Consider the following 26192-nt stretch of genomic DNA (forward strand, 5'->3'; position numbering starts at 1 on the left):
GTAGCCGAGAGGAGAGCGACCATGCAGCACGACGCAACGACGGCACCGACCGATCTGACCAGGCGGTACGACGAGCTTCTCGGGGACCCTGTGCTGGCCGAGGGAGTGCAGCGCGTCCGCACCTCCACCGGGCAGCTGTCGATCGAGGTCGCCGGTGGACGGACGGAGGCGAGAGCCTGGCGGGACGCGGTGCACGGCCTGCTTCGCCCGCCCTGGACAGATCGGTACGGCCGACGTCACTGGTTGGTCATCGGGCGGCAGATCGTCGTCGACGTGATCGCGGGCGAAGTCGCTCGCTCCTGATCCGATCCTGCTCGCGCGTTCGTACTGGTTCTTGTACCTGAGGGATCAGCCAAGAACTGGCGGTGTTCGAACGATGCTAGTGGGGCCCAGTACCAGCAGACACCGCCGGCGCCTGGTCGGCCGGGACGCCGAGTTCAACAGCTGGGACGTGGTGCTCCGGCGACCCGATCGTTCACCTCGCACCTTGGTCGTCACCGGTGATCCGGGGCTCGGCAAGTCCAGGCTTCTCACCGAGCTCCGCGACCATGCCACCGACCTCGGCCACACGGCGCTGACGGCACAGGGCCGGCAGGTCGGCGAGCCCCGGCCGTTCGCGACCTTGGCGGCGGCGCTGGATCCCTTCGTCGCGCGACATCGTGACACCACCGGCGTGGGCAGCATCCTGGACGAGTTCGCTTCCGAGCTCCGGCCACTCGTACCGTCCTCGGCACCCGGTACCGCCAGCCTGGCTGCACCGACGACACAGCGCCGGGTGACCGCGACCCGGATGCTCCTCGAGGCGCTGACCGAGCACACTCCCCTTGCCGTGCTGATCGACGATCTCCACTGGGCCGACGAGGAGAGCCTCGACCTCCTGGGCCAGGTGTGCCGGCGCCCTCCCACCGGTGTCGCCTTCGGCCTTGCCTACCGCCCGCGACAAACGCCCGGTTCCTTCACCGCGGTGGTCGACGCCATGCTGGTGGCCGGCGATGCAATCAGTCATCTGCTGTCCCCGCTCTCCATCGGCGATGCCCGCAAACTGCTGGCCGGCGAGATTCAGGAACTCGATCTGCATCGCCTGCACGCCCTCACCGGCGGCGTCCCGCAATACCTGCTCGCCCTTCCGGCCGGCATCTCCGCGCCGTTGCAAGCGGAGCTGGCACCTTTGAACGAGCCGGCCCTGCTGGTGGCGCAAGCAGCCGCGGTGCTGGGCCCGGACTTCGATCCGGCACTGATTCCTGCCCTGACCGAGCTCCCCTCCGGCGAGGTGGTCGAGGCACTGGACGATCTGGAGCGGCGAGACATCCTGCGCTTCTCCGAAACACCGGGGCGGCTCGCGTTTCGGCATCCCCTGGTCCGGGACGCGGTGTATCAGACGTCCGGCGGGGGGTGGCGCCGGTTGGCCCATCTCCGGGCCGCACACGCCCTTCGCGCCGGACAGCTGCCGGCCGAGTCGTGGGCTCACCATGTCGAGCAATCAGCGACCGTGGGCGACCACGAAGCCATCGATGTACTGACGCGCGCCGGTGCCTCGGTCCGGTGGACCTCGCCGGGCTCGGCGGCCCATTGGTATCGCACCGCGCTGCGGCTGCTGCCCGACGACCCCGCAGACAACTCACGCCGGGCGGAGCTGATGGTCGCGGAGGCAGAGGCAGGCCTCGACGCCGGTGGGCTGCACCAGAGCAGGGAGGTGTTCCTCAACACTCTCCATCTGCTGCGAGCCGACGGGCCCTCGGTACTGCGCTCGAGAGCCGGCATCGGCGCTGCGAAGGCCGCCGAGTACGGCGGACGCTACGACGAGGCCGACGCGATCCTGAGCGTCGATCTCGACGCCTGCCCCACCCGCACGGACGCGACGGCCGCAAGGCTCGTCCAGCAGCGTGCGCTGGCCCGGTGGTTTCTGGGTGACCGCATGGGTGCGCGAGAAGATGCCGAGCGGCTCCTCGCCCCGACGATGCCGTCGCTGCCCTCGGTGGCCGGAGTGGTCTCCAGATGTGTCGCGGCGTACGTGCTCGTCCTCGACGGTGAACTCTCCGAAGGGTCGCATCATGCGGAGCTGGCCGGCCAGGCCCTCGATCTGTTGCCCGACGCAGCGCTGCTCGAGGAACTCTTCGCGGTCGCCTGGTGCACCTGGGCCCTGCAGGCCGCAGGCACCGCTGACTCGGCGATCTCCCGTCACCTTCGCGCGATCGCCCTGGCGCGCCGGTCCGAGCAGGTACTCGCGCTGGCCCTCCTGCTGACCGTTCAGGGCAACGCGTTTCGCAGCCTCGGCCGGTTGGCGGAGGCGCGGCGAGCGCTCCTGGAGGCCTATGAGCTTGCGCGACTGCTGAACTCCGACCATTTGGTGTCGCTCGCCGCGATGTTTCTCGTGGAGGTCGCGGTGCTTCAAGGCGACAGTTCCGAGACGGCGCGGTATGCCGAGGTTGTCGCGGCCAAAGATCACGGCCGCAGCAACTGGGTGACGGCGTGCTGTGCCGGCGCCAACGGCCGCATCCTGCTCGACGCGGGTGACCCGCAATCGTGCCTCGACACTGTGATGAGCGGTTGTGGTGGACCGGAGCTACCCCGGATGGATCCGGCCGGGCGGTCCGCCACCTTCGAACTCCTGGTCCGTGCCGCACTGACGCGGCGAGATCGCAGCCTGGCACGGCGACTGGCAACCGCGGCCGCCAAGGCCGGCCGCGAGACCAGCGGATCAGCTGCCGCCTACTCGGCGCTCGCTGAGAGCAGGGTGCTGCTTGACCTCGGCAACAACACGACCGCATCCGAGCGCGCCTCCAGCGCCGAGCAGCTCTTCGCAGCGATGAGCATGCCGATCGAGGCAGGGCTGGCCAGGGTTGTCCTCAGCAGAGCGCTTCGGGCCGACGGCAGGCGGGCCTCCGCCGTCAGTGAACTTCGTGCTGCCCATCACGCGTTCACCGCGGCCGGCGCTGCCCGCCTGGAGGAGGGGGCGTCGCGCGAGCTGCGGCGTCATGGTGTTCATCTGGCCCCCGTCTCGACCAAGGATCAGCCGGCGGATCGCCTCGGCAGCCTGAGTCGCCGCGAGCACGAAGTGGCCGAGCACGTCGCCCGGGGGCTGACCAACCGCGAGATCGCGACCGTCATGTTCTTGAGCGAGAAGACGGTGGAGCGCCACCTGAGCTCGATCTTCACCAAGCTCAACGTCCGGTCACGGGTGCGGCTGGCAACCTTCCTGTACGGCTCCGAGGAGACCGCTCCGCCGAAGTCCTGTCTGCCGTAGGTGGGCCGGACGCAGCCAACCGGCCATCGGGTTCGTCAGGCCGTACGCGCAGGCTCCGGGCCACGGATCTTCGCGAGGATCATCCGGCCGACGTCTCCAGCAGCCCGATGTCCGTCGCTCGCCTGACCGCGTCCCGACGCGTTCCCGCGCCGAGCCGGTTCAGGATCGCCGAAACGTGGTGGTCGACGGTCCGGGCCGAAACGACAAGCCGGGCAGCGATCTCCGCGTTCGTCAGCCCGGTCCCCAGCAGCCGCAGTACCTCGACCTGCCGGCGCGTCAAACTGCTCCCGCCGGAGCCGCCGACCGGCCGGGCCGGAATGCTGGCGATCCGCAGCCTCCGCAGCTGACGGCGAAGATCGTCCGCGGGCGCCGTCGCTCCCAAGGTGTCGAGAATGCCGAGCGCCTGCAGCGCGTCGCCCACCGATCCGGAGGATGCCAGGGCGGCCGCACGTTCGTACGGATCCAGGGAGGCACCCGGCCGCGCGGCGACGGACTCCGATGACTTCACGTCAACACCGGCCAGCCCGAGCAGCCGATGGATCTGGTCGAAACTCTCGAGCAGACCAGCCGGTATGTCGTACTGCGCGAGCTGGTCGTGGATTTCCTGGGCCACGTCCGCGCGGCCCGCGACCCATGCCCATTCGGCGTAGGCCACCCCGCCGTACAGGATGCCGACCAACGACTGCTGGCTCCAGGCTTGGTCCCACGTCGTGCTGGCCGACTCGTAGGCATCCTGCATCCTGCCCGTACGCAGCCGGAGTCTGGCGGCGATCGGCCGGCTGTAGACGGCCAGCATCCCAGGATCCGGCGTAGAGCCCAGCAGGGTCTGCAACCGGCGCTCGGCGTCGTTCCAGTTGCCCCGACGAAGACTGCAGTGGATCTCGTGAACCTCCAGCCCGAAGGCGTGTGACCAGAATCCGTGATCCTGGGTGAACCGCGCTCCTGCTTCGAGCAAGCTCACGAGCTCGTCGGTCCTGTTGTGCCGGAACAGGACCTCCGCCAGATTCGTGTACGCCCGCGCCGCAGCCTCGTGACGGCCACTGTCCAGGGCACCCGCGAGCGCGTCCCGAAGATGGGCGAGGCCACCTTCGTCGCCGGTATCCGTCAGGGCGACACCCAGATAGTTCGAGCACAGCGATGCGAGATCCGGCCGGTCTGCCCGAACAGCGGCGGCACGAGCTTCGGGCAGCAGTGCGATCGCATCGTCCAGCAGCCCGGTCTGCACCAGGATCATGCTGCGGTACGTCATCGTCGCCGCCCGCGCTTCAGCGGAGTTGCACCGCCCGGCAAGCTCCTCGGCGCGCTCGATCGTCGAGCGTGCGGTGGCCGTCTGACCGGCCATGTACAGATGGCGGGACAGCCGCAGAAGTGTCTCGATCCACGGCACCACCGCACCGATCCGTTCGCGCACACCGACCGCGCGCCGGGCTGCTCCGACCGCGTCGTCGAACCTGAGCGCGAGATGGAGCTCCCACCCGTAGTCGTCGAGAAGGTCCGCCTGCTCACCGGCCTCCAGGGTGTCGACGAGCGGCACGACGGCCTCGAAGCAGATCAGAGCCTGCCGGTGCGATCCCGCCCGTGCTGCCTGCCTCGCCGCCCCTGGAGCGAACCGGACGATGGTCCGCGCGTCGAAGCCCTGGACGGCATGGTGCACTACAGCGGCACTGTCGGGTTCGGCGCCGGCGAGCAGGGTCGTGACCACGGCCCGATGCATCGCGATCCGGCGGATCCGCGGGATCGCCTCTTCGATCGCCCGCCGGGCGATCTCGTGGCGGAACCGCACCGTGCCCGAACTCAGCTCGAGCAGGCCGTGGGCCTCGGCCGCGGCGAGGCCGGTGAACCCGTTTCCGAGCAGCCGCTCGGCGAAGTCGAGGTCGACCGGCCAGGGCACGACGGAGAGCTTCTCGACCGCCTCGCGGTCCCTCGGATCGAGGGCCGTCGCGCGCCCGAGGACCGCGTCCACGACCGTCAGCGGGGGACGGTCGTCACCCGGAGCATCGAGGAGTTCGGTCAGGTAGAACGGATTGCCGGCCGAGAGCAGGTGCAACTGGTCCGGGTCTCGCTCGGAGCCCGCAACCAGAGTACGAACGCCGGTCAGGGACAGCGGCTGGAGGACCACGCGCTCCACCGACGCACCGTTGAGCGCGGCTTGCAGCGTTCGCAGCGGCCGACGCGTCTCCGGGCCGTCCGACCTGATCGTGATGACGAGCAGAACGTTGATCTGGGCGAGCCGCCGCACCAGGTACCTGACGACGTCGATCGACACGTCGTCGGCCCAGTGCATGTCCTCGATGATCATCACCGTCGCACGTTCGCCGCTCAGGTCGGCAAGGATCGCGGACAGCATCGCGTCCGGATCGCCGAGGTGGGTGAGCGTTCGCCTGCTGTCACCACTGTCGCGGAATGCCTCGCGCAAAGGGCCAAGAGCGGCAGGCGCCAGCAGGTCGTCGCAGTTGCCACGCAGAAGCCGGACGTCGGTGTCCAGCCGCGCAGCGAAGGCGTTGACGACCGCGGTCTTGCCGATGCCCGCCTCACCGCTCAGCATCACCACGCCACTGTGGCCGGCCCGGAGGCGCTGAACGGCTGAGGTCAACCGACCAAGGACGCCGTCCCGCTCGACAAGTACGGACCTCGCCGTCCCGGCACCCGACATCCCCGATTCACCTCCAACTGGCGCGTCCGGAGCAGCTGGCCTGTACCGGAGCTCACTTCGACATTACCCAGAGGGAAATGAGTACACTAAGAACTACCTCAAATGGATGATGCGGTCAAGCGGCTGCCCACGTCGGCCTGCCGTCGGATCACACCTAGGTAGCGGCCGGCGGGCAAAAATAGGCACCTACGCCTATGGTTCGCGCTGTGTCCCGGACGCCAGGGTGGCCTCATGAACGCCGTACCGGCCGAGGTCAGCACCGTCCTGACGGCCTACGTCACCGCCGAATTGACCACCGTGTCCGGACAGGACCAGCCGGTGTCGGTCCCGGTGCTTCCGATCTGGCAGTCCAGACACCAGCGCGTCATGGTCACGACCGGCATCGGAATGCCGCACAAGATCTACAACATCCGCCGGACGCCCAAGGTGTCGCTGCTCTACTCGGATCCGACTGGTAGCGGAATCGACGGCAACCCTGTCGTCCTCGTCCAGGGCGACGCCACGGCGTCCGCGATCACGGTCTGGGACGACGAACTGGCCGAGTGGTACTCGGCGGCCTGGTCCAAGCAGACCAAAGGGATCGGAACAGATCCCCTCACCCGCAGGTACATGTCCTGGTACTACCAACGCGTCAAGATCCATGTCGTACCCCAACGGATCCGCTGGTGGCCGGACGGGGACATGACATCCAACCCGAAGGTGGTGCGGCTGTGAGCCTCGGACGTGAGATCGACCAGGCCATCACCACCTTCGAGCACGGCGCCGTTCTCGCACTGATCGAGTCCGATGGTTATCCCGCGGCGTTCCGATGCCGGCCGGAACCGGCCGCTGATGGCCGGACGCTGCGGATCGAGCGTCCTGTTTGGCTCGGCTTCACGACCGGATCTGCTTGCCTGATGGCGCACAGCCACGACAAGCGCGGCTGGAACCTCCGGGTCCTGATCGCCAAGGGGACAACGTATTCCGGCACTACGAGCATCGGCTTCTCACCGGCACACTCGCGCTGGATCATGAGGAACGGCGGCAACCCGGTCGTCGCGATGCGCACCCTCCTTCGATCACTCGCCAAGTCGCGGTCGGACGCCGAGGTGTATCTGCGCCGCACCGGCGAGAGGCCGGCACCCGTTCCCTGGCGCACCATCATCGCCGCGAAGAAGCGGGCGCGGTCGACCTAGCCGGGCCTGACGAACCGCTGCCGCGGACGCGGTCGTACAGCCGGTCAGGACCGACACCGGAGGAGCGACGGAACATGACGGCACTGCGCGTTGAGACACCACGGGCTCGCTCGCTGGTCGCTCGCGACTTCCCGTTCCGGATCTGTGCCCTGTGTGGATTCCCGATCACCCACGACGACCTGGCTGGCTCCGATCTGCAGCCGCTTCACGGTGGAACCTGTACGAAGCAGCCGGCGCCAGGGCAGGTCGTCGACAAGCCCCGGCGAACGCGGTCAGTGCCGAACGAGACGTTCTGAGCGTCAGCCTTTCGCGGCAGGGGGCCAGCGGAGGTCGTCGACGGAGCGTCGGTCGCGCAGCGGGCCCCGCCCGGCGAGCGAGGCGCCGACAGCGGCGATCGTCAGCACCTCCCAGTGGTCCGGAACCTCCAGCTCGGCAGTCAGCGCCTGCTTGTCAAAGGCCCGGAACTGGCGTACGGCCAGGCCCATCGCCGTTGCCTGGACCGACAGGTGAGCCACGGCCTGGCCCAGGTCGTAGACCGAGAACTCCGAGTACTCCCAGTCGGTACCTTCGACGTACCGGTGGCAGAGGTTGACGATCAGCGCGCCGGCATCAGGTGCCCACGCGCCCGCGCTCGGCGCCAGGTGCTTGACGATGCGACGGTGCAGATCATCACCGCGGCGGGCGAGAACGAACGACCAAGGCTGTGAGTTGCCCGCCGATGGCGCCCAGCGCGCCGCCTCCAGAAGCGCGTTCAGCACGTCGTCCGGCAGGTCCACCCATCGATCGAACGACCGCGGGCTCCACCGCTGCCGCAGTACCGGATGGATGTCGGGCTGGACCTGCTGCATGTCTTCTCCTCGATGCAGGACTCGTGGCCGGCCCCCTGAGTCCGCGGGGCCGGCCACGAGTTTGCGGATCACGCGGGCTTGATGAAGAACCGCTGGCTCGCGCCGAGCTTGAACTTCTGCTGCTTGGGCAGCTGGTTGACCGTCGGGGTCACGCCCGCGTCGACGTACAGGCCGCTCCATTTGCTGCGCAGGGTCAATGTCTTCGGCCGGGCCGGGTCCTTGTTCTCGATCATCCAGCGCTGCGACGGCGTACCATCGAACGGCTTGATCACCAGGGGCGCGCCCGGCGCCGTCGAGTCGCCCGAGATGTCCAAGCAGCTGAGGCTGAGCGGACCGTTGCCGGCCGAAGCGCTCTTGCTGCACAGCGCGTAAGCGCCGTCGCTCATCTTCAGCGGAAGGAAACGCTGGGTGTCCAGCACGGGCGACGTCGGCAGTGCCTTCCCGAGAAAGACGTTCGCGCTGCCGTTGAATGCCTTGTTGGCCGTGATCATCAGCAACTGGTTGGCGTCGGAGCGGATGCCGACCTCGGCGATCGGGAGATCCTCGGCCTGTGCCGCGAGCGGGCCGGCAACCGCGACGCCCGTCGCCGCGACCGCGGTGACAGCAACACCGAGCACGCGGCGGGTGACGTTCTTCATCTTTACTCCTTGCAGGTTTCGTTCGGTTCGACTCTCTGCCAAGGAGTACGCCGTCACCCGCGCGCCGGTTCTCAGCGCGACATGGTCACAGCGGCACATCTTCGCGAAGGTGCGCGAGCCGCTCCGCGAGACGACGCTGGGCGCGCGCGGTCCGGCTCTTGACCGTGCCGAGGGCGATGCCGAGCCGCTGCGCGACCTCGGACTGGGACATGCCCTCGTGGTAGGCCAGACGCAGCACGTCGCGCTCGTCGGCCGGCAGTTCGTCAAGCGCGCGCCGGACCTGCCAGATCCGCCACGTCTCGTCCATCGTCACGCCCTCCACCGAGATGACGCGGTCGAGATGCTCCGGCTCGAGCGGCAGCGTCTCCGAGGACCGGCGCTCCCGCCGGTACACATCGATCGCCGCCCTGCGGGTGATCGCGTACAACCACGGCTGCAGCTCACGACTGACATCGAACCGGTCCGCCGCCTGCCAGGCCTGGACGAAGGCGCGTTGCACCGCGTCAGCGGCCAGATCACGGCGCCCGAGCAGCTTGAGTGCGATGACGAACATCGGCGCCGAGTACTTGCGGTACATCTCGTGGAGGGCCGATGAGTCGCCACGCCGAAAGCGTTCGGCAAGGGTTGCCTCGGCCGCGAAGTACTCAGCCATCAGTTGCCCTCGTCCACCAACCGGCGCGGCGGTGCTGTGGTCTGCGCCTTCTGAACATGTCCCCGCTCCTCCTCGATCGAGCTCCCAACTCCGTCGACGATGCGACATTCCGGCGGTGGGCAGCATCGGCAACTGATTGCCTATTTCCGGGTGCGAACGGATACCTAGACGCGTCGTGATGCCTAGGCACTGCGAACTGAGCCCTGCTGCCGCACGGGCAGCAGGGCTCAGTGAGAACGGGGTCAGCGCGGGCCGCGAGGCACCGCTCCGGACAGCACCACGCGTCCCGAGGACGCGGCGCCTCCACCTTCGGGCTGCACGGTCACGGTCATGGTCGGATAGGCCACCATGTCGACACCGGACCACAGAACGACGCGGTCGGGTCCACCGCGAAGATGGAAGGTGCCGATCGGCACCAGTCCCTTCTCGCCCTTGACCCAGGCCTCGTAGTACGTGCCGGGCGCGGCGCCTTCGAGGCCACTCGTCCGGAGCGTGATCTCGAAACCACTGGGTGTTTCCCGCAGCTCCGCCGTTCCTTTGGCACCCGTCGCCAGCGCCGTACCGGAGAGCGCGAAGGTCTGCGTCTCCGGTTGCCCGGCCGTGATCACCAGACCGGTGGCGGCCGCGATCACTGCTGCCGCCGCGGCAGCCAGCACGGCGAGGCGCCGCCGTGGCCGGGTAGCGCGCTGTCGAAGCGATCGGGAGACCCTGAACGGCACGACGCTCGCTGGCTCCGACTCAGCTACCCGGCTGACCGCGAGGCACCGATCCTTCAGCTCGGCCGGCACTTCGGCCCACATCTGCGGCAGCAAGAGCAGTGACTCGAGTTCTCGAGCATCGCCTCCCAGCGAGGAGGCATCCGGCCATCGCTGTCCTGCCACCGAGTCTTGAGATTGCTCGTCCCTCATCGTCTTCCCAGCCTCCGTCCACCGTCGCTGTCACCCAGCACTACGCGGCCCAGTGCGGTGACGGTTCGCAGTCGACTGCTCCGGTCACCGGACCGGCCGGCCGTCCGGGCCGATCGCGCGCCAGGTGCCTTTGAGGCCGTCACCTCCGACGTCACCCGGCGATGTGTCACCGTCGAACCGGTAGAGCGGCCATCCTCCGAGCGTCACCTGTCGTCGTCCGTCCGCCCGCCGCACAACCCCCAGACGTGCGGAGTCGACTCCAGGTCCGGCGGCCGGTTTCGCCTGGCCGGCCGGTGCGTACAGCGGCTCCCAGGCGGTGAGGCACTTGCTGCTCAGACAGACCGAGCGTGGTGGATCGTTGCTGTCGAGTACCGACAGGTAGAGCGTGCGACCTTCCCTGTCGACCGCCGTAGGACCGAGGGCGGTCGTCGCGGCGGCGACATCTCCCACTGCCGGCGTCGGCGTCGGCGTACTGACCTCGACAGGTGACGGGATGGAGGGCGATGCGGACTTCGGGGGCGGGCTCACGGTCACCGCGGGACTTGTGACGACCTGACCGACGACAGGACTAAAACAGGTCACCGCCGCCGTGGCTGCGGCGACCCAGATCGTGGTCGGCAGGTTCTTCATCCAGGGCATCAGGAGTCACGCCCGGAAGATGGAGCCGCCACGCAGCTCGACGGCCACCGGAGCAAGCGGGTTCTTCGCCGGCCCGCCGACCGGAGCGCCGGTCGCGACGTCGAACTTGCTTCCGTGGCAGGGGCAATTGATGGTGCCCTGCTCGACGGAGGCGACCAGGCAGCCTCGATGCGTGCAGACCGCGGAGAACGCGCGCGGGGTGCCCTCGGCGTCGCGGGTGACCACCACCTTCTCGTCCTTGACGATCAGCCCGCCCCGAGGTGCGATGTCGTCCACCGAGGCGAGCGGCTTCGGCCCGTTTCCCGGGGGCTGATCGGTCGGCGCGGGCTGTGGGTCACCGCCGATCGGGGCAGGTTCTGCTGGTGCCGCCGGAGCACTGGCAGGTTGCTCGACCACACAGCCGGTCAGGGCGGCGCCGACCGCCAGCGACCCGGTCAGCAGGACTGAGCGGCGATGCAGGGATCGACCAGGCGTCGTCGTCATCGGTGACTCCTCTTGGTAGGTGACATCATCGGAGCGGAACGCCGGGCTGGGTGAAGTACCACAACGACGCGGTGGCCCACGCCCCGACGAGTAGTGCGAACAGCAGGCCACCGGCGACCGGGAGCAGCCAGCCAGGGAGCCGTTTGGTGCGCAGGGCAAGCATCTTGCTGGCGAAGACTCCGTAGAACGCGCAGCCGAAGACCGAGTGAAGAAGGGTTCGCGGCGACTCGGTGGCGAATCCCAGACTCCACAGGCAGTGGTAGGCGACGGGCAGCGTGAGCACGAAGGCCAGCGAGCCACACCACCGATGAGCCTGCGCGAGGAAGTGTGGCGCTTCCCGGCGTACCGGGAGACGGCCCCACATCCAGGCGGCGGACAGCAGCTGCCCCACGCCGAGGAGCACGCCCGCGGTCGCAAGCCACGCCTTCATCGGCGCCATCCCGGTGAAGCCGATGACCAGTGCGAGCGGCCGGCCGGTCGGCTGATGTGACCGTCCGTAGGTCCCGAGGGCGACCGCAACCAACGCTCCGACCAGCGCCACGCCCAGCAAGGCGGCCGCCGCCCGGTCGCGTGGTTTCTGATGACCCGGCCGGCCCGCTCGCCCCTTCGGTCGCACCGGGGCCTTGATCTCGTCCATCCTCGATCCGTCCCTCGTCGTTGTCTCGCGCGGCAGTACGCACGACGCGCCGTGACCGGTTCGTGCCGAGAACCGATGGGATCCCGTGATCCGTAGAGCTGGATGACCGGATGCCGGTTGTTCCGACCGCGCGTCACCCCAAGGCGCTGCCCGTCGCTCGACGTGCGGTAGCCACGTCATGGAGACAGCGATGAGATACGCACCCCTACTGGTGATCAGTTGTGCAGTACTGGGCCTCACGGCCTGCAACACTTCGAGCGACACCAGCTCCGGATCGCCGGAAAGCCCACCACCGACGGCGATCGAGGTGCCGTCGGCAACCACTGCGGCACCGGAGGCGTCGACCGATCCGGTCCCCACCCCGACGGTCACACCGGGCCCGATCCAGCTGGCTGTCCGCCATGTGACGGTGCAGGGTGTGGAGGCTGACATCGTCACGATCAACGGCTGGACGGCGTACCGCTTCGAGGCCGACGGCAACAAGCCGTCGAAGGTCAACTGCGGATTCGACTGCCTGATCACCTGGCCCCCCGCACTGACCGACGGCAGCAAGGTCGAGGTCTCCGGTATCGATCCGTCGCTGGTCGGCACCGTCGGCCGTCCCGATCGCACCGACTACACCCAGGTCACGCTCGGAGGCTGGCCGCTGTACAAGTTCCAGGACGACAAGGTCCCGACCGACCTGAAGGGTGAGGGCGTGGGCGGGAACTGGTCGGTCATCAAGGCCGACGGCAAGCCGGTGATCAAGAAGGCCGCTCAGTAGAGCGGGCCTGACGCCAACGCCACGCTCCGGGACACCGCCGATCGGTGTCCCGGAGCTGCTGTGGGGGCCGTTGCCCCGGTCGTCAGAGGGCTGCGGTCAGACCGTCCGTCCGGTTGACACAGACGAGCCTGTACAGGTCCTCCGCTGTGATGACACCCATCAGGTCCGGATCCCCGATCAGCGTGGTGCTGCAGCGCTGCTCGATCAGGACCAGAAGCTCGAGCATCTCGAGCGAGTCCAGACCCAGCTGGGCGATCGCCGTCGCGGCGTGGACATCGAGGGTCTGTGACTTCACCCGCTCGACGACGGAGGCCATCTCGGTCAGGAAGTCATCGAGTGCGAGGTCGCCGGTGTGGGGTTCCATGCGAGCACCCTAGCGAGCGAAACCTCTGAAAACATGAGGGATTCTCCTCACCTCCTCCCCCGGCACTGATCACCCGGCGGTGTGCCCGTCCTTCAGCGCCTCGAACCGCTTCTCCCAGGCGTCGTGCGCGTTCTTCGCGTCCTGGATGAACGAACTGCGGGCGATCGCGCGCAGCAGCAGGTTGTTCAGAAGTGAGTACGGGAACGTCAGCGGCCGCACGACATCGACGAACAGGACCACCCGATCCTCTCCGGTCTTGTTCCAGGCCTCGTGCGGATAGGTGTCGTCGAACACCAGGCTGCTGCCCTCCTGCCAGTGGGCGGTGATGCCACCGACGCGGATACCGCACGCTGATGCGGGCTCGGGAATCTTCAGCCCGAGGTGATACCGCACCACTCCCTTGTACGGACCACGGTGTTCCGGCAGGTGTTTGCCAGGGCCGAGGATGGAGAAGAAGGCGGTCTCCAGCCCCGGCACTTCGTCGAGCAGGGCCGCGGTGCGCGGACACAGCTCCCGGTTCTTGTCCATCTGAAGTCCGTAGCCGGCGAAGAAGAACGTCTTCCAGTTGTCGTCGTCGGACAGCTTTCGCTGCCGGGCCGAGATGTCCTGGAAGTTCGGCAGGGCGCTGCGATGGACCAGGAGGTCGTCGAGCTCGGCACGAATCTCGGTCCAGTGCTGCTCGAGACGGGGAACCCAGGCAAAGACGTCGGCGGAGAAGAACGGCTGGTCGCCGATCGGCGACCTGCTGCCCATCCGCGTCTCGAGCCACCTGACCGATGCTCGCAGTGATGCTTCGAGAAGCCGCGAGAGCATGAGTCAGCCCCCCGGAATGAGACGCCAGAACTGATGCTTGCCGCCGCCCCAGGGTCCGAACTGCTCGTCCTGGACCAGCGATGCGTTGTTCGCCGTACTGGCGTCCTTGATCGTGACGTAGTAGAGACTCGCCTGGTTCTGGACGCTGTACGCATGGGCGAACCAGGGATCGAAGTCCGTCCGGTAGACCCAGACCTGGCTGAGGCTGCCGTTGCACGGAGACTGGACCAGGTCGGCACCTCGGGTCATCACCCCCAGGGGACCGCTCTTGTCGACATCCAGGCAGAGGCCGCTCGCCCGGTTGATGAAGTTGACCTGCCCGGACGGTCTACCGACCGCCGGGACCGACTCCCACTGCTGGGCGGTAGAACCGTCGGCGACGCTGTCGACGATCTTTCCGCCGGCACCTCCGGTAGCGGTCCACACTCTGTTGGTCTGTTCGCCGAGCGCTTGCGCCCGGTAGTAGGCCTGTGTCGCCGCGGCTGTGAGTGGCATACCGAGTCCGGACAACATCGCCAGTCCGGCGAGCGCGAGACGTCTTCCACGAGTTCGGGTCATGTGACATCCATCCGTTGATGATCGGCCGATGCTTCAGGCAACTTTCGGCCTGTGCAGGCACTCATCCTGATCGGCAATCACCATCGGGCCTATGCGGGTAATCCCTCAGATGTCCGACTCCCGCCGCCCCATGCTCAGCTGGATCGGCTGCTGGTACCGGTCGAACAGGTAGTACGGGCGGGCCGCGCGCAGGAAGGACAGCGGGCCGTCGAACCCTCGCGCACGTGTCATCGGCAAGAAGTCGGCGGCCCCGACACCCCACCGTTGCCGGAACCAGGCGATGACGCGCTGAGGGTCCAGCTCCTGATCTGGCGTTGGGTTCCGGGACCGCTGTGCCTCGTTCAGTAGCAGGTACGAGTTCGCGGCTGAGCGTACGGCGCTCGACGCTGCCTCACGGTCCATCGGGTCCGTCCGCAGGCGCGCGCGTTCGCCGTACAGGGCGCGCGCGGCAGCCCTCGCGATCTGGACCTGCGCGGGCAGATCACGTTCCACGCCGAGCAGCCAGGACGAATAGGCGGAGGGAGCTGCCGTGACGTCGATGAGGTGAGTGTCCGCAACGAAGCGAAGAGCTGCTGCCATCGTCTCGGACGGGCCTGCGGCAAAGGTGTGCTGCCCTCGCCGGGCCATGTCCTCGAGCGCCGTCGCTTCATGGAAGGCCGGGTAGTCGGTCGCGAAGAGCCGGCACAGCCGAAGCCATTCGGGCTCGGGCCGCAGCCGCTGCAGGAACATCGCGGTCTCGCGGAACGCCCACTCCGACGGTTCTTCGCGCGCCAGATCTAGCGTGCCGTCCACGGCTCTGGCCAGAATCGTCGAGGCATCGGCCTGCTTGACATCGACAGCGCCGCTCACCACGAAGGCGTACAGGCTCGCCAACTGGTCCGGGTCGAAGGTGGTCGTTCGTACGCCGTCGATGATCGCCGGCCAACGCCGGTACGAGAAATGCAGTGCCTTTGCTGCCCGCACGACCGACCGCCCCAGGTCCTCGTCGCAGATCCCCGCATCAACGGCGCGGCGGACCGTGTGCCGGATGGACACGAGCGCCTCAGTGAGCTGACGATGCCCGTTCTCGGCGTCGGCGTGCAGTACGGCGACCTCGTCGTCGCCGACCAGCGTTCCGTCCCGGTACGCGTCGAAGACGGAGCCGTGCCCCACCATGCCGTAGTCGTGGAGCTCAGCGGCCCGGAGCGCCCCCAGCGATGCTCCCCCGTGCACCCGCACGCCGCGGCTGAGCAGGTAGAGGATCTCTTTGTGCCGAACCGCGGGCTTCTGGTGGAAGTAGCCGTCGATGAGGACGACAACGTCCCCCGGCGACGCGCCCAGGTCGAGCAGGTCGCCTGCCTCGGCCGGAGGCAGGACCACGCAGCGCCGGCCGGGCGTCTCGGCGCGCGGTACGCCGGCCGGTCCCGCGGACGGCCCGACGAAGACGTAGGTCGTGGTCAAGCCGCTCGCGACCTTCCCATGCTCAGTCCCGGACCCACGACCCGGACGACCGGGATTCCCACCTCAGGGCGGGAGAGATCGACGACGATCGGGGAGTGTCCGGTTCTCACCGCGATCAACCACGCCGCAGCGCGGACGTCGTCCTCGATCGCCGAACGGCAGGTCGTGGCGATGTCGGCGAAGCGGACACCGGTCCGAACCGATTCCGGCGGCCAGGGAGGACGGCGACTGCTGCTGGTCAGCCGGACGTCCCGGTACACCGTGCCGGGCAGGTCGTCGCGCGCGCCGGACACCGCGGTCAGACGCGACTGCGCGGCCTCGGTCAGTGCCCTCGCGAGCGCGACGTCACGATCGAAATGGCAGCCGAAGCCGTCGAACACACAGGGGAAGTCCGCAGACCAGATCGAGGCTGCGAAGCAGGCGATCCCGTCCGATCCGCAATCGGTGACGCGCAGGTGCACGTCCGCGGAGAGCAGCAGGTCGACGAGGGCCCGGCTACAGACGTCTGCGATGCTGTCGAGATTCACCCGTCCGTAGTCCAGGGACGACTTGCCGGCCGCCACCGTCAGGTCGCGTTCGAGGATCTCGAGCAGGCCGTGCAGGGTGGCCTCGTCAGCGGTGTTTCCACTGGCCAGGCCATTGCTGGAGCGGACGAAGAGCGGCGCTGACAGCTGGTCGGGCGGTACGTCGTCGAGCATGACGTACTCGAGCGGTACGACCGTTCGGGTACGGGTCAGCACGTCCTCGCCCTCGATCCACGGGATCCGCAGACCGTCGGTGAGGAGGCTTCCGGCGGCGAGGTGCAGCCGTCGTACGTTGTACGTGAGCGCCGGCCGCAGGTTGGCCAGGCTGTCGACGACGTCAGGTGCCCGCTCCTGCTCGGCGTGCCACAGCTCGATCGACTCCATCGCCGCCGACACCCGGGCAAGCTCGTGGGTCACTCCTTTGCCCTGGGACACCGACAGGGTGGCCGCATTCGGCCGAACCGCCTGCCACACCGGGATTCCGATCTCGTCCAGCCCGGTGAGATCGGCGACGCGCGTGATCCCGACGACCGGGAACGCCTGGTACGCGCGCTGCCAGGTCGAGTCCGCTGTCACGACCCGGTGGGTCCCCAGCGTCACCGCCTTGTGCGGTCCACGCTCCTGGTCCGCCCACGCCGGGATCGAGGGTTCGTCCGGAACAGGCGCCGACCGGATGAACAGCTCCTGGGAGCCGTGATAGCCGGGCGGAGCCGTGTCCGGCGCCTTCACGGTCGGCCTTCCGGATGCTGAGGTGCGACCGAGATCGCGTTGTGGGTCACGAGCCTGCTGACCAGTGACAGCGCCGGGCGCCGGCCGACCGCGTCGACGAGGTCGGAGAGCAGACAGTCGTCGTCCTGGAGGATCAGTCGTACGGCGGGCCGGAAGGCCGGTGGAAGTTTGATGATGGCTCCCTGGACCTCGAGGGCGTCGTGGGTCTCCGAGCCGGCCACCTCTCGCAGAGTCGCCAGGGCACCGACCCGAACCTCGTCCGCGGGAAGGCGCGCGATCAGTTCGAGGTTCGTCAGCACCGAAGAGGTGTTCTGGGCATCAACCCCGGCGACGGGCCGGGTCCGGCCGGCGCTGTCCGCCAGTTGCCGGGCGAACTGCGCGACCAGTGCCAACCGGCCTTCGTGCAGGCCCGCCGAGTCGGTGGTGAGCAGGTTCGGGATCTGCAGAAAGTCCGTGGAGCCCAGGATCTCGTCGACGAGCGGGCGAACGAGGGCCGCCCAGTTCAGCGTCTGGCACACCACGGTGACGTGCACGGACATCACGTCCGGGGCCATCGCGACGTGCGGAAAGCCCTGCGGGAGGTACAGCACGTCGCCGGGACGCAGAGTGGTCTCGATGATCGGATCACCCAGCTCCAGCGGCCGTCCCTCGTCGTCGGACCGGTAGATCTGCCCGACGGACGCCGTGGACATCCGTGCGTAGACCCGCCAGAGTTTCTCGCCGTGCACCTGGATGATGAAGGCGCCGAGCGGATCGTGATGAGGCTGGAACCCGGTCTCGCCCGGTGGCGTGATGAACGCATGGGCACGCATCGTCGCCGCGAGGCTTTCGGCCAGCGAGTCACAGACCTCTCGGACCGGCAGGGCGAAGTCCTCGAGACGATCGATCACCAGCGTCGCGCCGCGCGCGAACTCTCCGAGAACAAGACCAGGTTCGGCCCGGTCCGGGATGTAGTCGGCCGTTGTCTGGAACATCCGCAGGTAGTCCTGCCGGGGCACCGGCCGGCCACGCTTCATCACCCGGAGGTGCGGTCCTCGCAGAGCCGTGCTGGTCAGGATCTTGTTCAGCTCCGCGATCGAGAGCAGCGCCGCCGGATCGGGAACCTTGGAACGCCCGAGGTACGGCGTCTCGAGCCAGTGCTCGGCGATGAACTGGCCGGGGTCGTCGACCAGCAGGGCAAGAAGATCGGATTCCATGTCTGATGCTCCAGGCGACGGTGAACGCAGCCGGCGGGCGCCAGGACCGTGGAGCCCCGTCACCCGCCGCGCGTTTCAGAACAGGTGAATGATCAGGACCTCGGCCGCGTAGGAGTCGGGCTCGCGGATGTCCTCGATCTCGATCAGGAAGTTCTCGTCGGTGAGCTGGCTTTCCTCGACCATGATGATCCTCTCTCTGGTGGTGACGTCCACTACGGCGCAGTACGGACCAACAGAGCTGATCGGATCAGACCGGGCGCGGTCAGCGGTGGACTCGGTCGTGAAGATGTACACTCCGTAGCCAGAACGGCCCACCGTCCAGCACACCGTTTTCGACGACCACCGATGCCGAACATTCGCGGCGGCTGCGATGTCTCGTTCTGTAAAGCTCAGGTCAGAGCTATTTACAGCAAACGCTGACCAGCGACAAGGACCCTGGAACGCACATCAGCGGTTAGGAGTCGGATCTACAGCGCGACTCGTTGTCACGGTCTATCGCGACCGGGGTTACCGGCACCGGATGGATCGGGCAACTTATCCAACCGCAGAAATGGCGCTACCGGCGCTTCGCTCGGGTCGACCGCAACATAACCCCCAACCAGGCTCGCGGCGACTATTCCGCTGTGTGCGTCTCTGCGGTGTATCGGCCGCAGGGCGGCGTGCTCAGCCGTTGATCGAATATCTGTCCGAGGGTCGGGCGGGCGTTGATCACGGGAGGTCGAGTGCCGAGGAATCCGCTTCCGCTCGGGACCTGGGGAGAGATCTCCACCACTGTTGCCAGTCGCGATGCGAGAGGTCGGCCGATCCGGTTCGAGGCAAAGGCGCGCTTTCGCGACTTCGATGGTGAGACGCGGCGAGTCTCAGCGTGGGCAACGTCGCGATCAGCGGCAAAGGACAAGCTGCGGGAGACGCTGACAACCCGGGTCCGGTCCGAAGGCTCGGCAGTTCTGAAATCGACCGACCGCGTCGCCGCAGCGATTGCGCTGCACCTGGCGGAGGTGAAGGCGAAGGTCGACGACGGCCGACGTGCGCCGGGAACCCTGGAGACGTACGAGTATCAGTCGGAGCGGAACCTGGTGCCGCGGATCGGCCGATTGCAGCTGATCGAGGCAACCGTTCCGCGCGTGAACAAGGTCCTGGTCGAGATCAAGGACGAGGTCGGAGTTGCGAGCGCCAAGACGTGCAAGAGCATCCTGACCGGAACATTCGCCCTGGCAGTCAGGTACGGCGCGGTCGGCCAGAACCCGGTGCGGGAGATCGAGCCCCTGGGGAAGAAGCGACGTACGCCGGCGAAAGCCCTCGATGCCGACGATCGGCAGCAGTGGTTCGAGCTGCTCCGGCAGGACGATGCGGCGGTCCGCGCCGACCTGATCGACATCAGCAAGTTCATGCTCGCGACGGGTGAGCGGATCGGTGAGACGCTCGCCGTGATCTGGAGCGGGATCGATCGGAGGACAGGCGTCGTCGACTGCAGCCACCAGATCCAGCGCCTCCGCGGGCAGGGTCTGGTACGGCGGGAGGTGAAGACCGCGGCCGGTGAACGTCTCCTCATTCTGCCGGACTGGGCGCTGGAAATGGTCAATGCCCGATGGACTCCGAAGACACCGCCCGACGCGCCACTGTTCCCGGCATCCAGTGGCGGCTTCCGTGATCCGCACAACGTGCAGAGCGCGCTGCGGAGGGCGCGTCGACCAGTCGGCAGCCGGCGCCGAGCCGAGTTGGGAAAGAGCCTGAAGACCTTCCGACGCTCGGCTGGAAAGACGCAGAACGAGGTCGTGGCAGAGCTGGGCTGGCTGAAGAATCGGATCAGCCTGATCGAGACAGGGCGGGTCAAGGTCCAGCCCGATGAGATCTCTGCTCTGGTAAAGCTGTACGGCATATCCAGAGCCGACCGTGCAGCGCTGTTCGAGGCGGTCGAACTGGCCGGGCTTCCGTCGCTCGCGGACGACCTCGCGTGGGTGACCTCGCACAAGTTCCGGAAGACGACCGCCACGATTCTCGACGACGGCGGACAGTCGGCGCGCCAGATCGCGGACCAGCTCGGGCAGGCCGATACGACGACGACGCTCAACGCCTATGTCGGCCGCAAGGTGCTCAATCCGGACGCCGCACGGATCCTCAACGAGGCACTCAAGACGATCGATGACCAAGACCGACAAGGGCCGACCGGGCCTGCGCTGTGACGACCAAACTCGACGCGCTTCAGACCAAAGCGGTCAGTTTCCGGTCAGTTGGGGCCACTTCTTCCATAACCACCAGGACATAAGCCCAGTTCAGAGAGCCGACGAGGGGACTCGAACCCCTAACCACCGCTTTACAAGAGCGGTGCGCTACCAATTGCGCCACGTCGGCGGGTGCTGGTCGATTGTAGTGGATGGGTCAGAGGGAGTGGCGGAGGGCTCGGGCGCCGGGGGTGGCGATGAGGGCTATGGCTGCCATCACCAGGAAGGCGGGGGTGGGGTGGTTGACCATGAGGCCTACTGCGGTGGCGACCAGGAGGCCGCCTAGGTTGCCGGACATCCAGATGAGGCCGGCTGCGGTGCCTTCGGCTTCGCCGGTTTGGCGTTCGACGATTTCTAGGACTACTGGGAGGGCTGGGAGTAGGAGTACGCCGATTGTGGTGATGGCCAGGTAGCCGACGAGCGGGCCTGGGAAGAGGGCTAGGCAAACGCAGGCTATGGCGGTGGCGGTGAGGCTGAGGGTTAGTTGGGCTGAGGCGGCTTGGTGGCGGGAGACGAGGATGGGGATGGTGGCGCTGCCCAGGACGCCGGCGATGACGTTGACCAGGAGGATGGTGCTGGCGGTGCTGGCGGAGACGCCGGAGGGTTCGAGGAGGGCCTGGGCGAAGGTGGTGAGGGCTACGAAGACGCCGAAGGGGAACATCGCGAGGAGACAGAGGCGGCGGATGAGGGGGTCGCTCCAGGCGGTGCGGAGGGCGTTGCGGTCGGGGCGGGGAGAGGCAGAGGTGTGCAGGGCGGGGAGGCGGAGGGCCAGCAGCAGAGCGATGGCGGCGATGACGGAGAAGATTGCTGAGATGACCAGAACGACTGGGATTTGGTTGCTGGAGGCAAGGAATGCGGAGAGGACGAAGGCGATGACCATGCCGGCGAAGATGCTGGCGGTGCCGGCGGCGATGCCGGTGGGGCGGTCGCGGGGGGACAGGTAGCGGCCGGTGATGCCCGTGACGGCGTTGAGGACGAGGGGTTGGGCTACCGAGGCGACCAGTTGGCCGGTCAAGAGCCAGGGGTAGGTGTCGCCCAGGCGGAGCAGGGCGCCCAGCGCGGTCAGTAGGGCGCCGATGAGGAGGGACGGGCGGAACCAGCGGTCCAGGAGCAGGCCCGCGGGGATGGCCAGTACGACGTACAGCAGGGGGAAGACCTGGGCCAGCCAGCCGATGGCGTTCTCGGAGACGTCGTAGCGGGCGGCGGCGACCGTGGTGATGCCGGCGAAGTTGAGCCAGACCAGCTGGGTGGCGGCGCCGACCAGGGAGTACGCGACGATCGGCGTCCAGCGGCTGCGGGGCATTACCGAACAGTAAGGCCTTCCCCGGCCAGTCGGCGAGCCTCCAGGGACTCCATTTGCTCGTAGAGGGCGAGGGCTTGGCGGCGGTAGCCGGCGGCTTGCTCGGGGGAGCTCAACCGCAGGCAGTCCGACAGGCCGTCGAGGGCCCGGGCCTGGTCGAAGGCGGTGCCGCTCTCGGCAACCAGATCGAAAGCGCGCTGGAACTCCTCGGCGGCCCGGCGGTGGTTGCCGGCCGCCCGCAAGGTGGAGCCGAGTCGCAGCCTGACCTCGGCCTCGCCGTCGGCGTTGCCGGTCAGCGCGGCCTGCTCCAGCGCGCGGTGGTGCGAGTCGAGCGCGCCGTCGAGGTCGCCGAGCTGCTCGAGCGCACTCCCCCGGATGGTCAGGATCTCGGTGCTGAACCGCGGCGTCGTCGGCCCGCCCAGGTCTGCCGTACGCCGGATCGTCGCGAGCGCCTCGGCCGGCTGCTTCATGTCGACCTGGCAGCAGGCCAGGAAGCTGAGCAGCCGCGCCATCCGGAGCCGGAACCCGCCCTTCTCCGCCGCCGCGTACGCCGCCCGTACGGCGTCCGCCGCCTCGGCGTACCGGGACTGGCTCCAGAAGCTGATCGCCAGCGTGTGGTGGTACATCGTGGCGGTCCGCGGCGACAGCTCCCCCGACAGCGACAGCGCGCGGGTCAGCTCCGCGATCGCCCGCGCCGGGCGGCCGATCCGGAGCGACGCCCGTCCCAGCTGGGCGGCGGTGTACGCCTGGAGCTGTACGTCGCCGAGCCGGTCGGCGAGCGTGATCGCGTGGTCGAGCAGCCGCAGCCCGGTCTCGCGGTCGTGCAGCGAGAGCTCCAGCCAGCCCGACTGCACCAGGAAGTAGACCTCGCCCGGCAGGTCGCCCACTCGCCGGGCGGCGGCGATCGCGGAAGCCAGCAGCTTGCTGCCGAGGTCGTTGCGGTCGGCGGTGAACACGAACGGGTAGATCCCGAGCGTCAGCGCGACGGTCTCGGCGGGCCGGTCGTGTGCGACCGTCCAGGCGACCGCGTCGAGCACGTTCTCGGCGTCACGCGCGAGCCACGCCTCAGCCTCGTCGGCGGTGCCGAGCGCCGGCAGCAACACCCCTGTCGGCTGCGCGAACGGCGGATCACCCAGCAGATGTACGCCGGTCGCCCGCGCCGCCGCCGTGTAGTAGGCGAGCAGCGGCTCCAGCGAAGCGCCGTCCGAGGGCAGCCCGGCCGCGAACTCACGGATCAGGTCGTGCAGCCGGTAGCGCCCAGGACCGTTGTCCAGCAGCATGTTCGCGTCCACCAGCGCGTCGAGTGCGTCCTCGGCGGCCTCCGGAGACAGCCCGGCCAGCGCGCCCGCGCCGTACCGGTCGAAGTCGCGACCGGGGACCAGGGCAACGAGTCGCAGCAGTCGTTGCTGTGACACCGGAAGTTGCTCGTACGAGACCATGAACGCCGCCGTCACGCTGCGCCCGTCGATGCTCAGCTCGACCAGCCGGTTGGCGTCCATCCGATCATTGAGGTGGGCAACGGTCCAGCTCTGCCGGTGCCGGAGCTTCGAACCCGCGATCGAGAGCGCGAGCGGGATCCGGCCGCAGCGTTCGACCAGACCCGGCAGACCTTCGTCGGAGCTCGACCGGCCCGACACCGAGGCAACCAGTTCGGCGGCGTCATCGTTGCTCAACGCACCCAACGGAAGGCGGTCCGAGACGTCCAAGGACAGCTGCGAACGGCTGGTGACGATCACCGCGCAACCAGGGGCTCCGGGCAACAACGGATGGACGGCGGCGGTGTCCGGTGCGTTGTCCAGGACAACCAAGACGCGACGACCGGCGGTCTCCGCACGCCACAATGCTGCGGCCGCGCCGAGGTCCGCGGGGATCCGATCGGCGGTCACGCCGACAGCCCGGAGCAGATGGTTGATCGCCGCGGCCGCGGTCATCGGCGTACGGCCGGGGGTGTGGCCGTGCAGGTCGACGAAGAGCCGGCCGTCCGGGAACGCGTCCGCGACAGCTCTCGCGGCGTGGATCGCGAGGGTGGTCTTGCCGATGCCTGCCATGCCGTCGATGCAGACCAGCGGCATCACGCCCGGCTGGGTCAGCGTCGAGGTCACCGAGCGCAGATCCGCGGCGCGGCCGACGAACGTCGAGCCCGCATAGGGGAGCTCGTCACGACCAGCAGGCCCGAACGAACCATCGGCCCCAGACAGACCGGCGCCCGCAGACAGACCAGCGCCCGCAGCCGAACCAGCAGAGTCCGCATTGGCGAGCACCGCCCGATGCGCCGCCCGCAGACTCGGCCCGGGCTCCACCCCCAGCTGCGAGATCAACGCCGAGCGCCCCCGCGCGTACGCGTCGAGCGCATCAGCCTGCCGTCCAGCCCGGTACAGCGCGGTCATCAGCTGCGCGGTCGCCTGTTCGTCGAGCGGATCGTCCTCCACCCGCGCGCTCAGCTCGGCGATCACCTCCGCGTGGCGGCCGAGGCGGAGCGCGAGATCGATCTGCTCGGCCTGTGCCTTGCGCCGCAGCTCGTGCAGCCGGTGCCGCTCGGACGCGAGGTAGCGGCCCGGCAGCCCGGCGAGTGGTTCGCCGACGAAGAGACCGAGAGCCGCGGCGAAGAGATCAGCCGCCGCGCACTTGTCCTCGGTACGCCGGGCCTCCGCGACAGCAGCCTCGAAGGCGCTGACATCAAGCTGGTCAGGCGCCAGGTCGAGCACGTACCCGTGCCGCGTCCGCCGCAGCACCTCACCGTCCGGCAGCGCCTGTCGCACCCGGTACACGTACGGCGCCACGACCTTCGCCCCACTCGCCGGCGCCGCATCGCCCCACGCGGCGCCCAGCAACTCCTCCGCGGTCAGCACCCGGTTCGCGTTCAGCGCCAGCACCGCAAGCACCGCCTGCTGCCGCACCGGCCCGAGATCGAACGCCGTCGCCCCGGCGAACCCCCGCGGCACCCCCAGCAGTTCGAGCCGCAGCCTGTCCATACCTCAGTCTCCACGACGCGAGGCTCGACCAGGCCGGAAATCTCACCGTTTGACGGCTGCCACCAGGCCCGCGTCGGTCAGCTTGAAGTGTTTCAGCAGCGCCCGGTCGCGGGCGGTGGGGTCTTCGGGGGTTCTGGCGAGCTCGGCGTAGAAGGCGTTCACGCGGGGCAGACCGTACGTCGTGACCAGGTGCTCGACGATCAGCCAGCTGACGCCGTAGCTCTGCTCGTCGTAGTCGCCGTGGAAGACGCCGTCGATCGGGAGCACCTTCAGCTTCGGCAGCCCTTCGCGGCGGATCGTGCGGCGGTGGTCGGCGAGCCACTCGGTGAGGCCCTCGTCGGCGGTCAGCTTCATCTCGACGTACTCCGCGAAGCCCTCGACCAGCCAGGTCGGCGCGCCGTGGCCGAGCGGGGACAGCGCCGCGTGGGTGAACTCGTGGGCGAGCAGGTAGCGATCGGCCTCGGCGCGCTGACCGGGGTGGATGACGATCCTGCTGCCGGTCACCTTGAACTGGGTCGCCTCGGTGTCGATCGGCGTGTAGTTGCGGACCGCGATCGCGGCCGCCGGATGGCCGCCGGTCTGCCACTCGGCGTCGAAGGACCGGTTGTCGCCCAGGGCAACGACCAGGATGCCCGCCTGGGACCGCCGGGTGGCCGCACGCACGGCCGGTACGGCGACCCGCGCCTCGCGGACCAGCCGCCGTCCGTTCGCCTTCTCCGACGGCGGTACGACCACCAGCACGCCGGGGCCGCGGACCACCTCCAGCGGGCCGAGGTCCCACGGCTCGTGGGTCTTGCCGCGGTCGGACTCGGCGGCCAGGTCGTCGTCGTCCACGAGCAGCCAGCGGCCGTTGCGTTCGGCAAACGTGTAGCCGAGCGGGACGTAGCGCGGCGTGGTGTCGATGCCGTTCACCTGGACCAGCATCATGATCCGGAAGGCGTACGCGTTCGCGCCGTGCTGCGCCTGCGGCTCCGGCACCCAGCCTCCCTCGCGCCGGTAGGTCAGCGAGCGCAGCCCGATCTTGCGCAGATTCGTGAACTGCTGCTGCTGACGCCCCCGCAGCTTGGCGTTGGCCGGGTCGAGCTGGCCGAGGAACGCCGGCAGCTTGCCGCCGAGCAGCGCCGCCGCGCGCGCCTTCAGCGCGGCGTCCACCTGCGCCTCGAGCTCCGAGACTTCCGAGGTTTCCGAAGCCGAAGGCGTCGGCACAGGCGTCGGCGTACCAACCCCAGAAGGCGCAGCACCAGGCCGCGCGACGGCCCAGCTCACCGCCGCGGCCCCCACCGCCAGTACGGCGACACCCGCCGTCCACAGCGCCCGTCGCCGGGCCCCGAAATCCCCACCCATGTCGTTGTCTCCCCAGCCCACCCCACCCAGTGCGGCAAGGCTACAGGTGGCGTGAACTCGTCATCCGGGTGACATCGGCCCCCCACCCCC

23 protein-coding genes, 1 tRNA gene and 1 pseudogene are annotated in these 26192 nt (G+C 68.5%); 6 read left to right on the forward strand and 19 right to left on the reverse strand.

Features of this window, described 5'->3' with window-relative positions:
- Positions 1-21: 21 nt before the first annotated feature.
- Together AB0M01_RS08485 and AB0M01_RS08490 are read left to right on the forward strand one after the other, a co-directional pair.
- Positions 22-303, forward strand: coding sequence for a hypothetical protein (locus AB0M01_RS08485; protein ID WP_363666952.1), 282 nt, complete (start codon positions 22-24; stop codon positions 301-303).
- 73 nt (positions 304-376) lie between these two features.
- Entirely contained in the window at positions 377-3244 is a 2868-nt protein-coding gene (locus tag AB0M01_RS08490; RefSeq protein ID WP_363666954.1) for an AAA family ATPase, read from the forward strand.
- A gap of 79 nt (positions 3245-3323) precedes the next feature.
- Here the strand turns inward: AB0M01_RS08490 and AB0M01_RS08495 are convergent, their stop codons facing one another.
- Positions 3324-5207, reverse strand: a complete 1884-nt coding sequence (locus AB0M01_RS08495) for a LuxR C-terminal-related transcriptional regulator (protein WP_363668093.1) — start codon at positions 5205-5207, stop codon at positions 3324-3326.
- Between the two features lie 297 nt (positions 5208-5504).
- Positions 5505-5897 (reverse strand): annotated as a pseudogene (locus tag AB0M01_RS08500) (AAA family ATPase); the annotation flags it as partial.
- Between the two features lie 231 nt (positions 5898-6128).
- On the opposite strand from AB0M01_RS08500, the gene AB0M01_RS08505 reads away from it, so the two are divergent.
- Together AB0M01_RS08505 and AB0M01_RS08510 are read left to right on the forward strand one after the other, a co-directional pair.
- A complete protein-coding gene (locus tag AB0M01_RS08505) occupies positions 6129-6611 on the forward strand; it encodes a pyridoxamine 5'-phosphate oxidase family protein (RefSeq protein ID WP_363666956.1) in 483 nt (160 codons plus the stop codon).
- On the forward strand, positions 6563-7072 hold the full coding sequence (locus tag AB0M01_RS08510) for a hypothetical protein (RefSeq protein WP_363666958.1): 510 nt from the start codon (positions 6563-6565) through the stop codon (positions 7070-7072). The genes AB0M01_RS08505 and AB0M01_RS08510 overlap by 49 nt, the downstream gene beginning before the upstream one ends.
- A 299-nt stretch (positions 7073-7371) precedes the next feature.
- On the opposite strand, the gene AB0M01_RS08515 is transcribed toward AB0M01_RS08510, so the two are convergent.
- From AB0M01_RS08515 to AB0M01_RS08545, 7 genes are all read right to left on the reverse strand, one after another.
- Positions 7372-7920, reverse strand: a complete 549-nt coding sequence (locus tag AB0M01_RS08515) for a nitroreductase family protein (RefSeq protein ID WP_363666960.1) — start codon at positions 7918-7920, stop codon at positions 7372-7374.
- Positions 7921-7988: 68 nt separating this feature from the next.
- Complete coding sequence (locus AB0M01_RS08520) at positions 7989-8558, reverse strand: RICIN domain-containing protein (RefSeq protein WP_363666962.1); 570 nt, start codon at positions 8556-8558, stop codon at positions 7989-7991.
- A gap of 85 nt (positions 8559-8643) precedes the next feature.
- Positions 8644-9210, reverse strand: coding sequence for a sigma-70 family RNA polymerase sigma factor (locus AB0M01_RS08525; RefSeq protein WP_363666964.1), 567 nt, complete (start codon positions 9208-9210; stop codon positions 8644-8646).
- A gap of 242 nt (positions 9211-9452) precedes the next feature.
- A complete protein-coding gene (locus tag AB0M01_RS08530; RefSeq protein WP_363666966.1) occupies positions 9453-10118 on the reverse strand; it encodes an anti-sigma factor in 666 nt (221 codons plus the stop codon).
- 84 nt (positions 10119-10202) lie between these two features.
- Positions 10203-10748, reverse strand: a complete 546-nt coding sequence (locus AB0M01_RS08535) for a hypothetical protein (protein WP_363666968.1) — start codon at positions 10746-10748, stop codon at positions 10203-10205.
- Positions 10749-10763: 15 nt separating this feature from the next.
- Entirely contained in the window at positions 10764-11240 is a 477-nt protein-coding gene (locus tag AB0M01_RS08540) for a Rieske (2Fe-2S) protein (RefSeq protein WP_363666970.1), read from the reverse strand.
- 25 nt (positions 11241-11265) lie between these two features.
- Positions 11266-11877, reverse strand: coding sequence for a DUF6529 family protein (locus AB0M01_RS08545; RefSeq protein WP_363666972.1), 612 nt, complete (start codon positions 11875-11877; stop codon positions 11266-11268).
- 190 nt (positions 11878-12067) lie between these two features.
- Here AB0M01_RS08545 and AB0M01_RS08550 point away from each other — a divergent pair, with 190 nt between their 5' ends.
- Positions 12068-12640: a hypothetical protein gene (locus AB0M01_RS08550; protein WP_363666974.1), complete on the forward strand. Its 573-nt coding sequence runs from the start codon at positions 12068-12070 to the stop codon at positions 12638-12640.
- Between the two features lie 82 nt (positions 12641-12722).
- On the opposite strand, the gene AB0M01_RS08555 is transcribed toward AB0M01_RS08550, so the two are convergent.
- The 6 genes from AB0M01_RS08555 to AB0M01_RS08580 form a co-directional block, all read right to left on the reverse strand.
- A complete protein-coding gene (locus AB0M01_RS08555) occupies positions 12723-13004 on the reverse strand; it encodes a phosphopantetheine-binding protein (RefSeq protein WP_363666976.1) in 282 nt (93 codons plus the stop codon).
- A 69-nt stretch (positions 13005-13073) separates the two neighbouring features.
- Positions 13074-13757 carry an aspartyl/asparaginyl beta-hydroxylase domain-containing protein gene (locus tag AB0M01_RS08560; RefSeq protein WP_363666978.1) on the reverse strand — a complete coding sequence of 228 codons (684 nt, stop codon included), beginning with the start codon at positions 13755-13757 and terminating at the stop codon, positions 13074-13076.
- 63 nt (positions 13758-13820) lie between these two features.
- Positions 13821-14375, reverse strand: coding sequence for an RICIN domain-containing protein (locus AB0M01_RS08565; RefSeq protein ID WP_363666980.1), 555 nt, complete (start codon positions 14373-14375; stop codon positions 13821-13823).
- A 105-nt stretch (positions 14376-14480) separates the two neighbouring features.
- A complete protein-coding gene (locus tag AB0M01_RS08570) occupies positions 14481-15815 on the reverse strand; it encodes a TfuA-like protein (RefSeq protein WP_363666982.1) in 1335 nt (444 codons plus the stop codon).
- A complete protein-coding gene (locus AB0M01_RS08575; protein WP_363666984.1) occupies positions 15812-17068 on the reverse strand; it encodes a YcaO-like family protein in 1257 nt (418 codons plus the stop codon). Before AB0M01_RS08575 ends, AB0M01_RS08570 begins: the two co-directional genes overlap by 4 nt.
- Positions 17065-18264 (reverse strand): cupin domain-containing protein, encoded by a 1200-nt coding sequence (locus AB0M01_RS08580; protein ID WP_363666986.1) that lies wholly within the window; start codon positions 18262-18264, stop codon positions 17065-17067. Before AB0M01_RS08580 ends, AB0M01_RS08575 begins: the two co-directional genes overlap by 4 nt.
- 722 nt (positions 18265-18986) lie before the next feature.
- Here AB0M01_RS08580 and AB0M01_RS08585 point away from each other — a divergent pair.
- Positions 18987-20447 (forward strand): helix-turn-helix domain-containing protein, encoded by a 1461-nt coding sequence (locus tag AB0M01_RS08585; protein ID WP_363666988.1) that lies wholly within the window; start codon positions 18987-18989, stop codon positions 20445-20447.
- Positions 20448-20543: 96 nt separating this feature from the next.
- Here AB0M01_RS08585 and AB0M01_RS08590 read toward each other — a convergent pair.
- The 4 genes from AB0M01_RS08590 to AB0M01_RS08605 all read right to left on the reverse strand — a co-directional run bounded on the left by AB0M01_RS08590 (position 20544) and on the right by AB0M01_RS08605 (position 26102).
- Positions 20544-20616: transfer RNA gene (locus AB0M01_RS08590), tRNA-Thr, on the reverse strand.
- A gap of 27 nt (positions 20617-20643) precedes the next feature.
- A complete protein-coding gene (locus AB0M01_RS08595) occupies positions 20644-21789 on the reverse strand; it encodes an MFS transporter (protein ID WP_363666990.1) in 1146 nt (381 codons plus the stop codon).
- Complete coding sequence (locus tag AB0M01_RS08600; RefSeq protein WP_363666992.1) at positions 21789-24758, reverse strand: BTAD domain-containing putative transcriptional regulator; 2970 nt, start codon at positions 24756-24758, stop codon at positions 21789-21791. Before AB0M01_RS08600 ends, AB0M01_RS08595 begins: the two co-directional genes overlap by 1 nt.
- Positions 24759-24800: 42 nt before the next feature.
- Complete coding sequence (locus AB0M01_RS08605; protein ID WP_363666994.1) at positions 24801-26102, reverse strand: hypothetical protein; 1302 nt, start codon at positions 26100-26102, stop codon at positions 24801-24803.
- Positions 26103-26192 lie beyond the last annotated feature (90 nt).

This window comes from Kribbella sp. NPDC051770 (assembly GCF_040681455.1).
Classification (GTDB): Bacteria; Actinomycetota; Actinomycetes; order Propionibacteriales; family Kribbellaceae; genus Kribbella.

Bases quoted from the DNA above. Each gene is read 5' to 3' on its own strand.
- AB0M01_RS08505 (WP_363666956.1), top strand. From the start codon at position 6,129: ATGAACGCCGTACCGGCCGAGGTCAGCACCGTCCTGACGGCCTACGTC.
- AB0M01_RS08530 (WP_363666966.1), bottom strand. From the start codon at position 10,118: ATGAGGGACGAGCAATCTCAAGACTCGGTGGCAGGACAGCGATGGCCG.
- AB0M01_RS08595 (WP_363666990.1), bottom strand. From the start codon at position 21,789: ATGCCCCGCAGCCGCTGGACGCCGATCGTCGCGTACTCCCTGGTCGGC.
- AB0M01_RS08600 (WP_363666992.1), bottom strand. From the start codon at position 24,758: ATGGACAGGCTGCGGCTCGAACTGCTGGGGGTGCCGCGGGGGTTCGCC.
- AB0M01_RS08605 (WP_363666994.1), bottom strand. From the start codon at position 26,102: ATGGGTGGGGATTTCGGGGCCCGGCGACGGGCGCTGTGGACGGCGGGT.
- AB0M01_RS08555 (WP_363666976.1), bottom strand. From the start codon at position 13,004: ATGGAACCCCACACCGGCGACCTCGCACTCGATGACTTCCTGACCGAG.
- AB0M01_RS08545 (WP_363666972.1), bottom strand. From the start codon at position 11,877: ATGGACGAGATCAAGGCCCCGGTGCGACCGAAGGGGCGAGCGGGCCGG.
- AB0M01_RS08565 (WP_363666980.1), bottom strand. From the start codon at position 14,375: ATGACCCGAACTCGTGGAAGACGTCTCGCGCTCGCCGGACTGGCGATG.
- AB0M01_RS08515 (WP_363666960.1), bottom strand. From the start codon at position 7,920: ATGCAGCAGGTCCAGCCCGACATCCATCCGGTACTGCGGCAGCGGTGG.
- AB0M01_RS08485 (WP_363666952.1), top strand. From the start codon at position 22: ATGCAGCACGACGCAACGACGGCACCGACCGATCTGACCAGGCGGTAC.
- AB0M01_RS08550 (WP_363666974.1), top strand. From the start codon at position 12,068: ATGAGATACGCACCCCTACTGGTGATCAGTTGTGCAGTACTGGGCCTC.
- AB0M01_RS08520 (WP_363666962.1), bottom strand. From the start codon at position 8,558: ATGAAGAACGTCACCCGCCGCGTGCTCGGTGTTGCTGTCACCGCGGTC.
- AB0M01_RS08580 (WP_363666986.1), bottom strand. From the start codon at position 18,264: ATGGAATCCGATCTTCTTGCCCTGCTGGTCGACGACCCCGGCCAGTTC.
- AB0M01_RS08540 (WP_363666970.1), bottom strand. From the start codon at position 11,240: ATGACGACGACGCCTGGTCGATCCCTGCATCGCCGCTCAGTCCTGCTG.
- AB0M01_RS08560 (WP_363666978.1), bottom strand. From the start codon at position 13,757: ATGGGCAGCAGGTCGCCGATCGGCGACCAGCCGTTCTTCTCCGCCGAC.
- AB0M01_RS08535 (WP_363666968.1), bottom strand. From the start codon at position 10,748: ATGAAGAACCTGCCGACCACGATCTGGGTCGCCGCAGCCACGGCGGCG.
- AB0M01_RS08525 (WP_363666964.1), bottom strand. From the start codon at position 9,210: ATGGCTGAGTACTTCGCGGCCGAGGCAACCCTTGCCGAACGCTTTCGG.
- AB0M01_RS08490 (WP_363666954.1), top strand. From the start codon at position 377: ATGCTAGTGGGGCCCAGTACCAGCAGACACCGCCGGCGCCTGGTCGGC.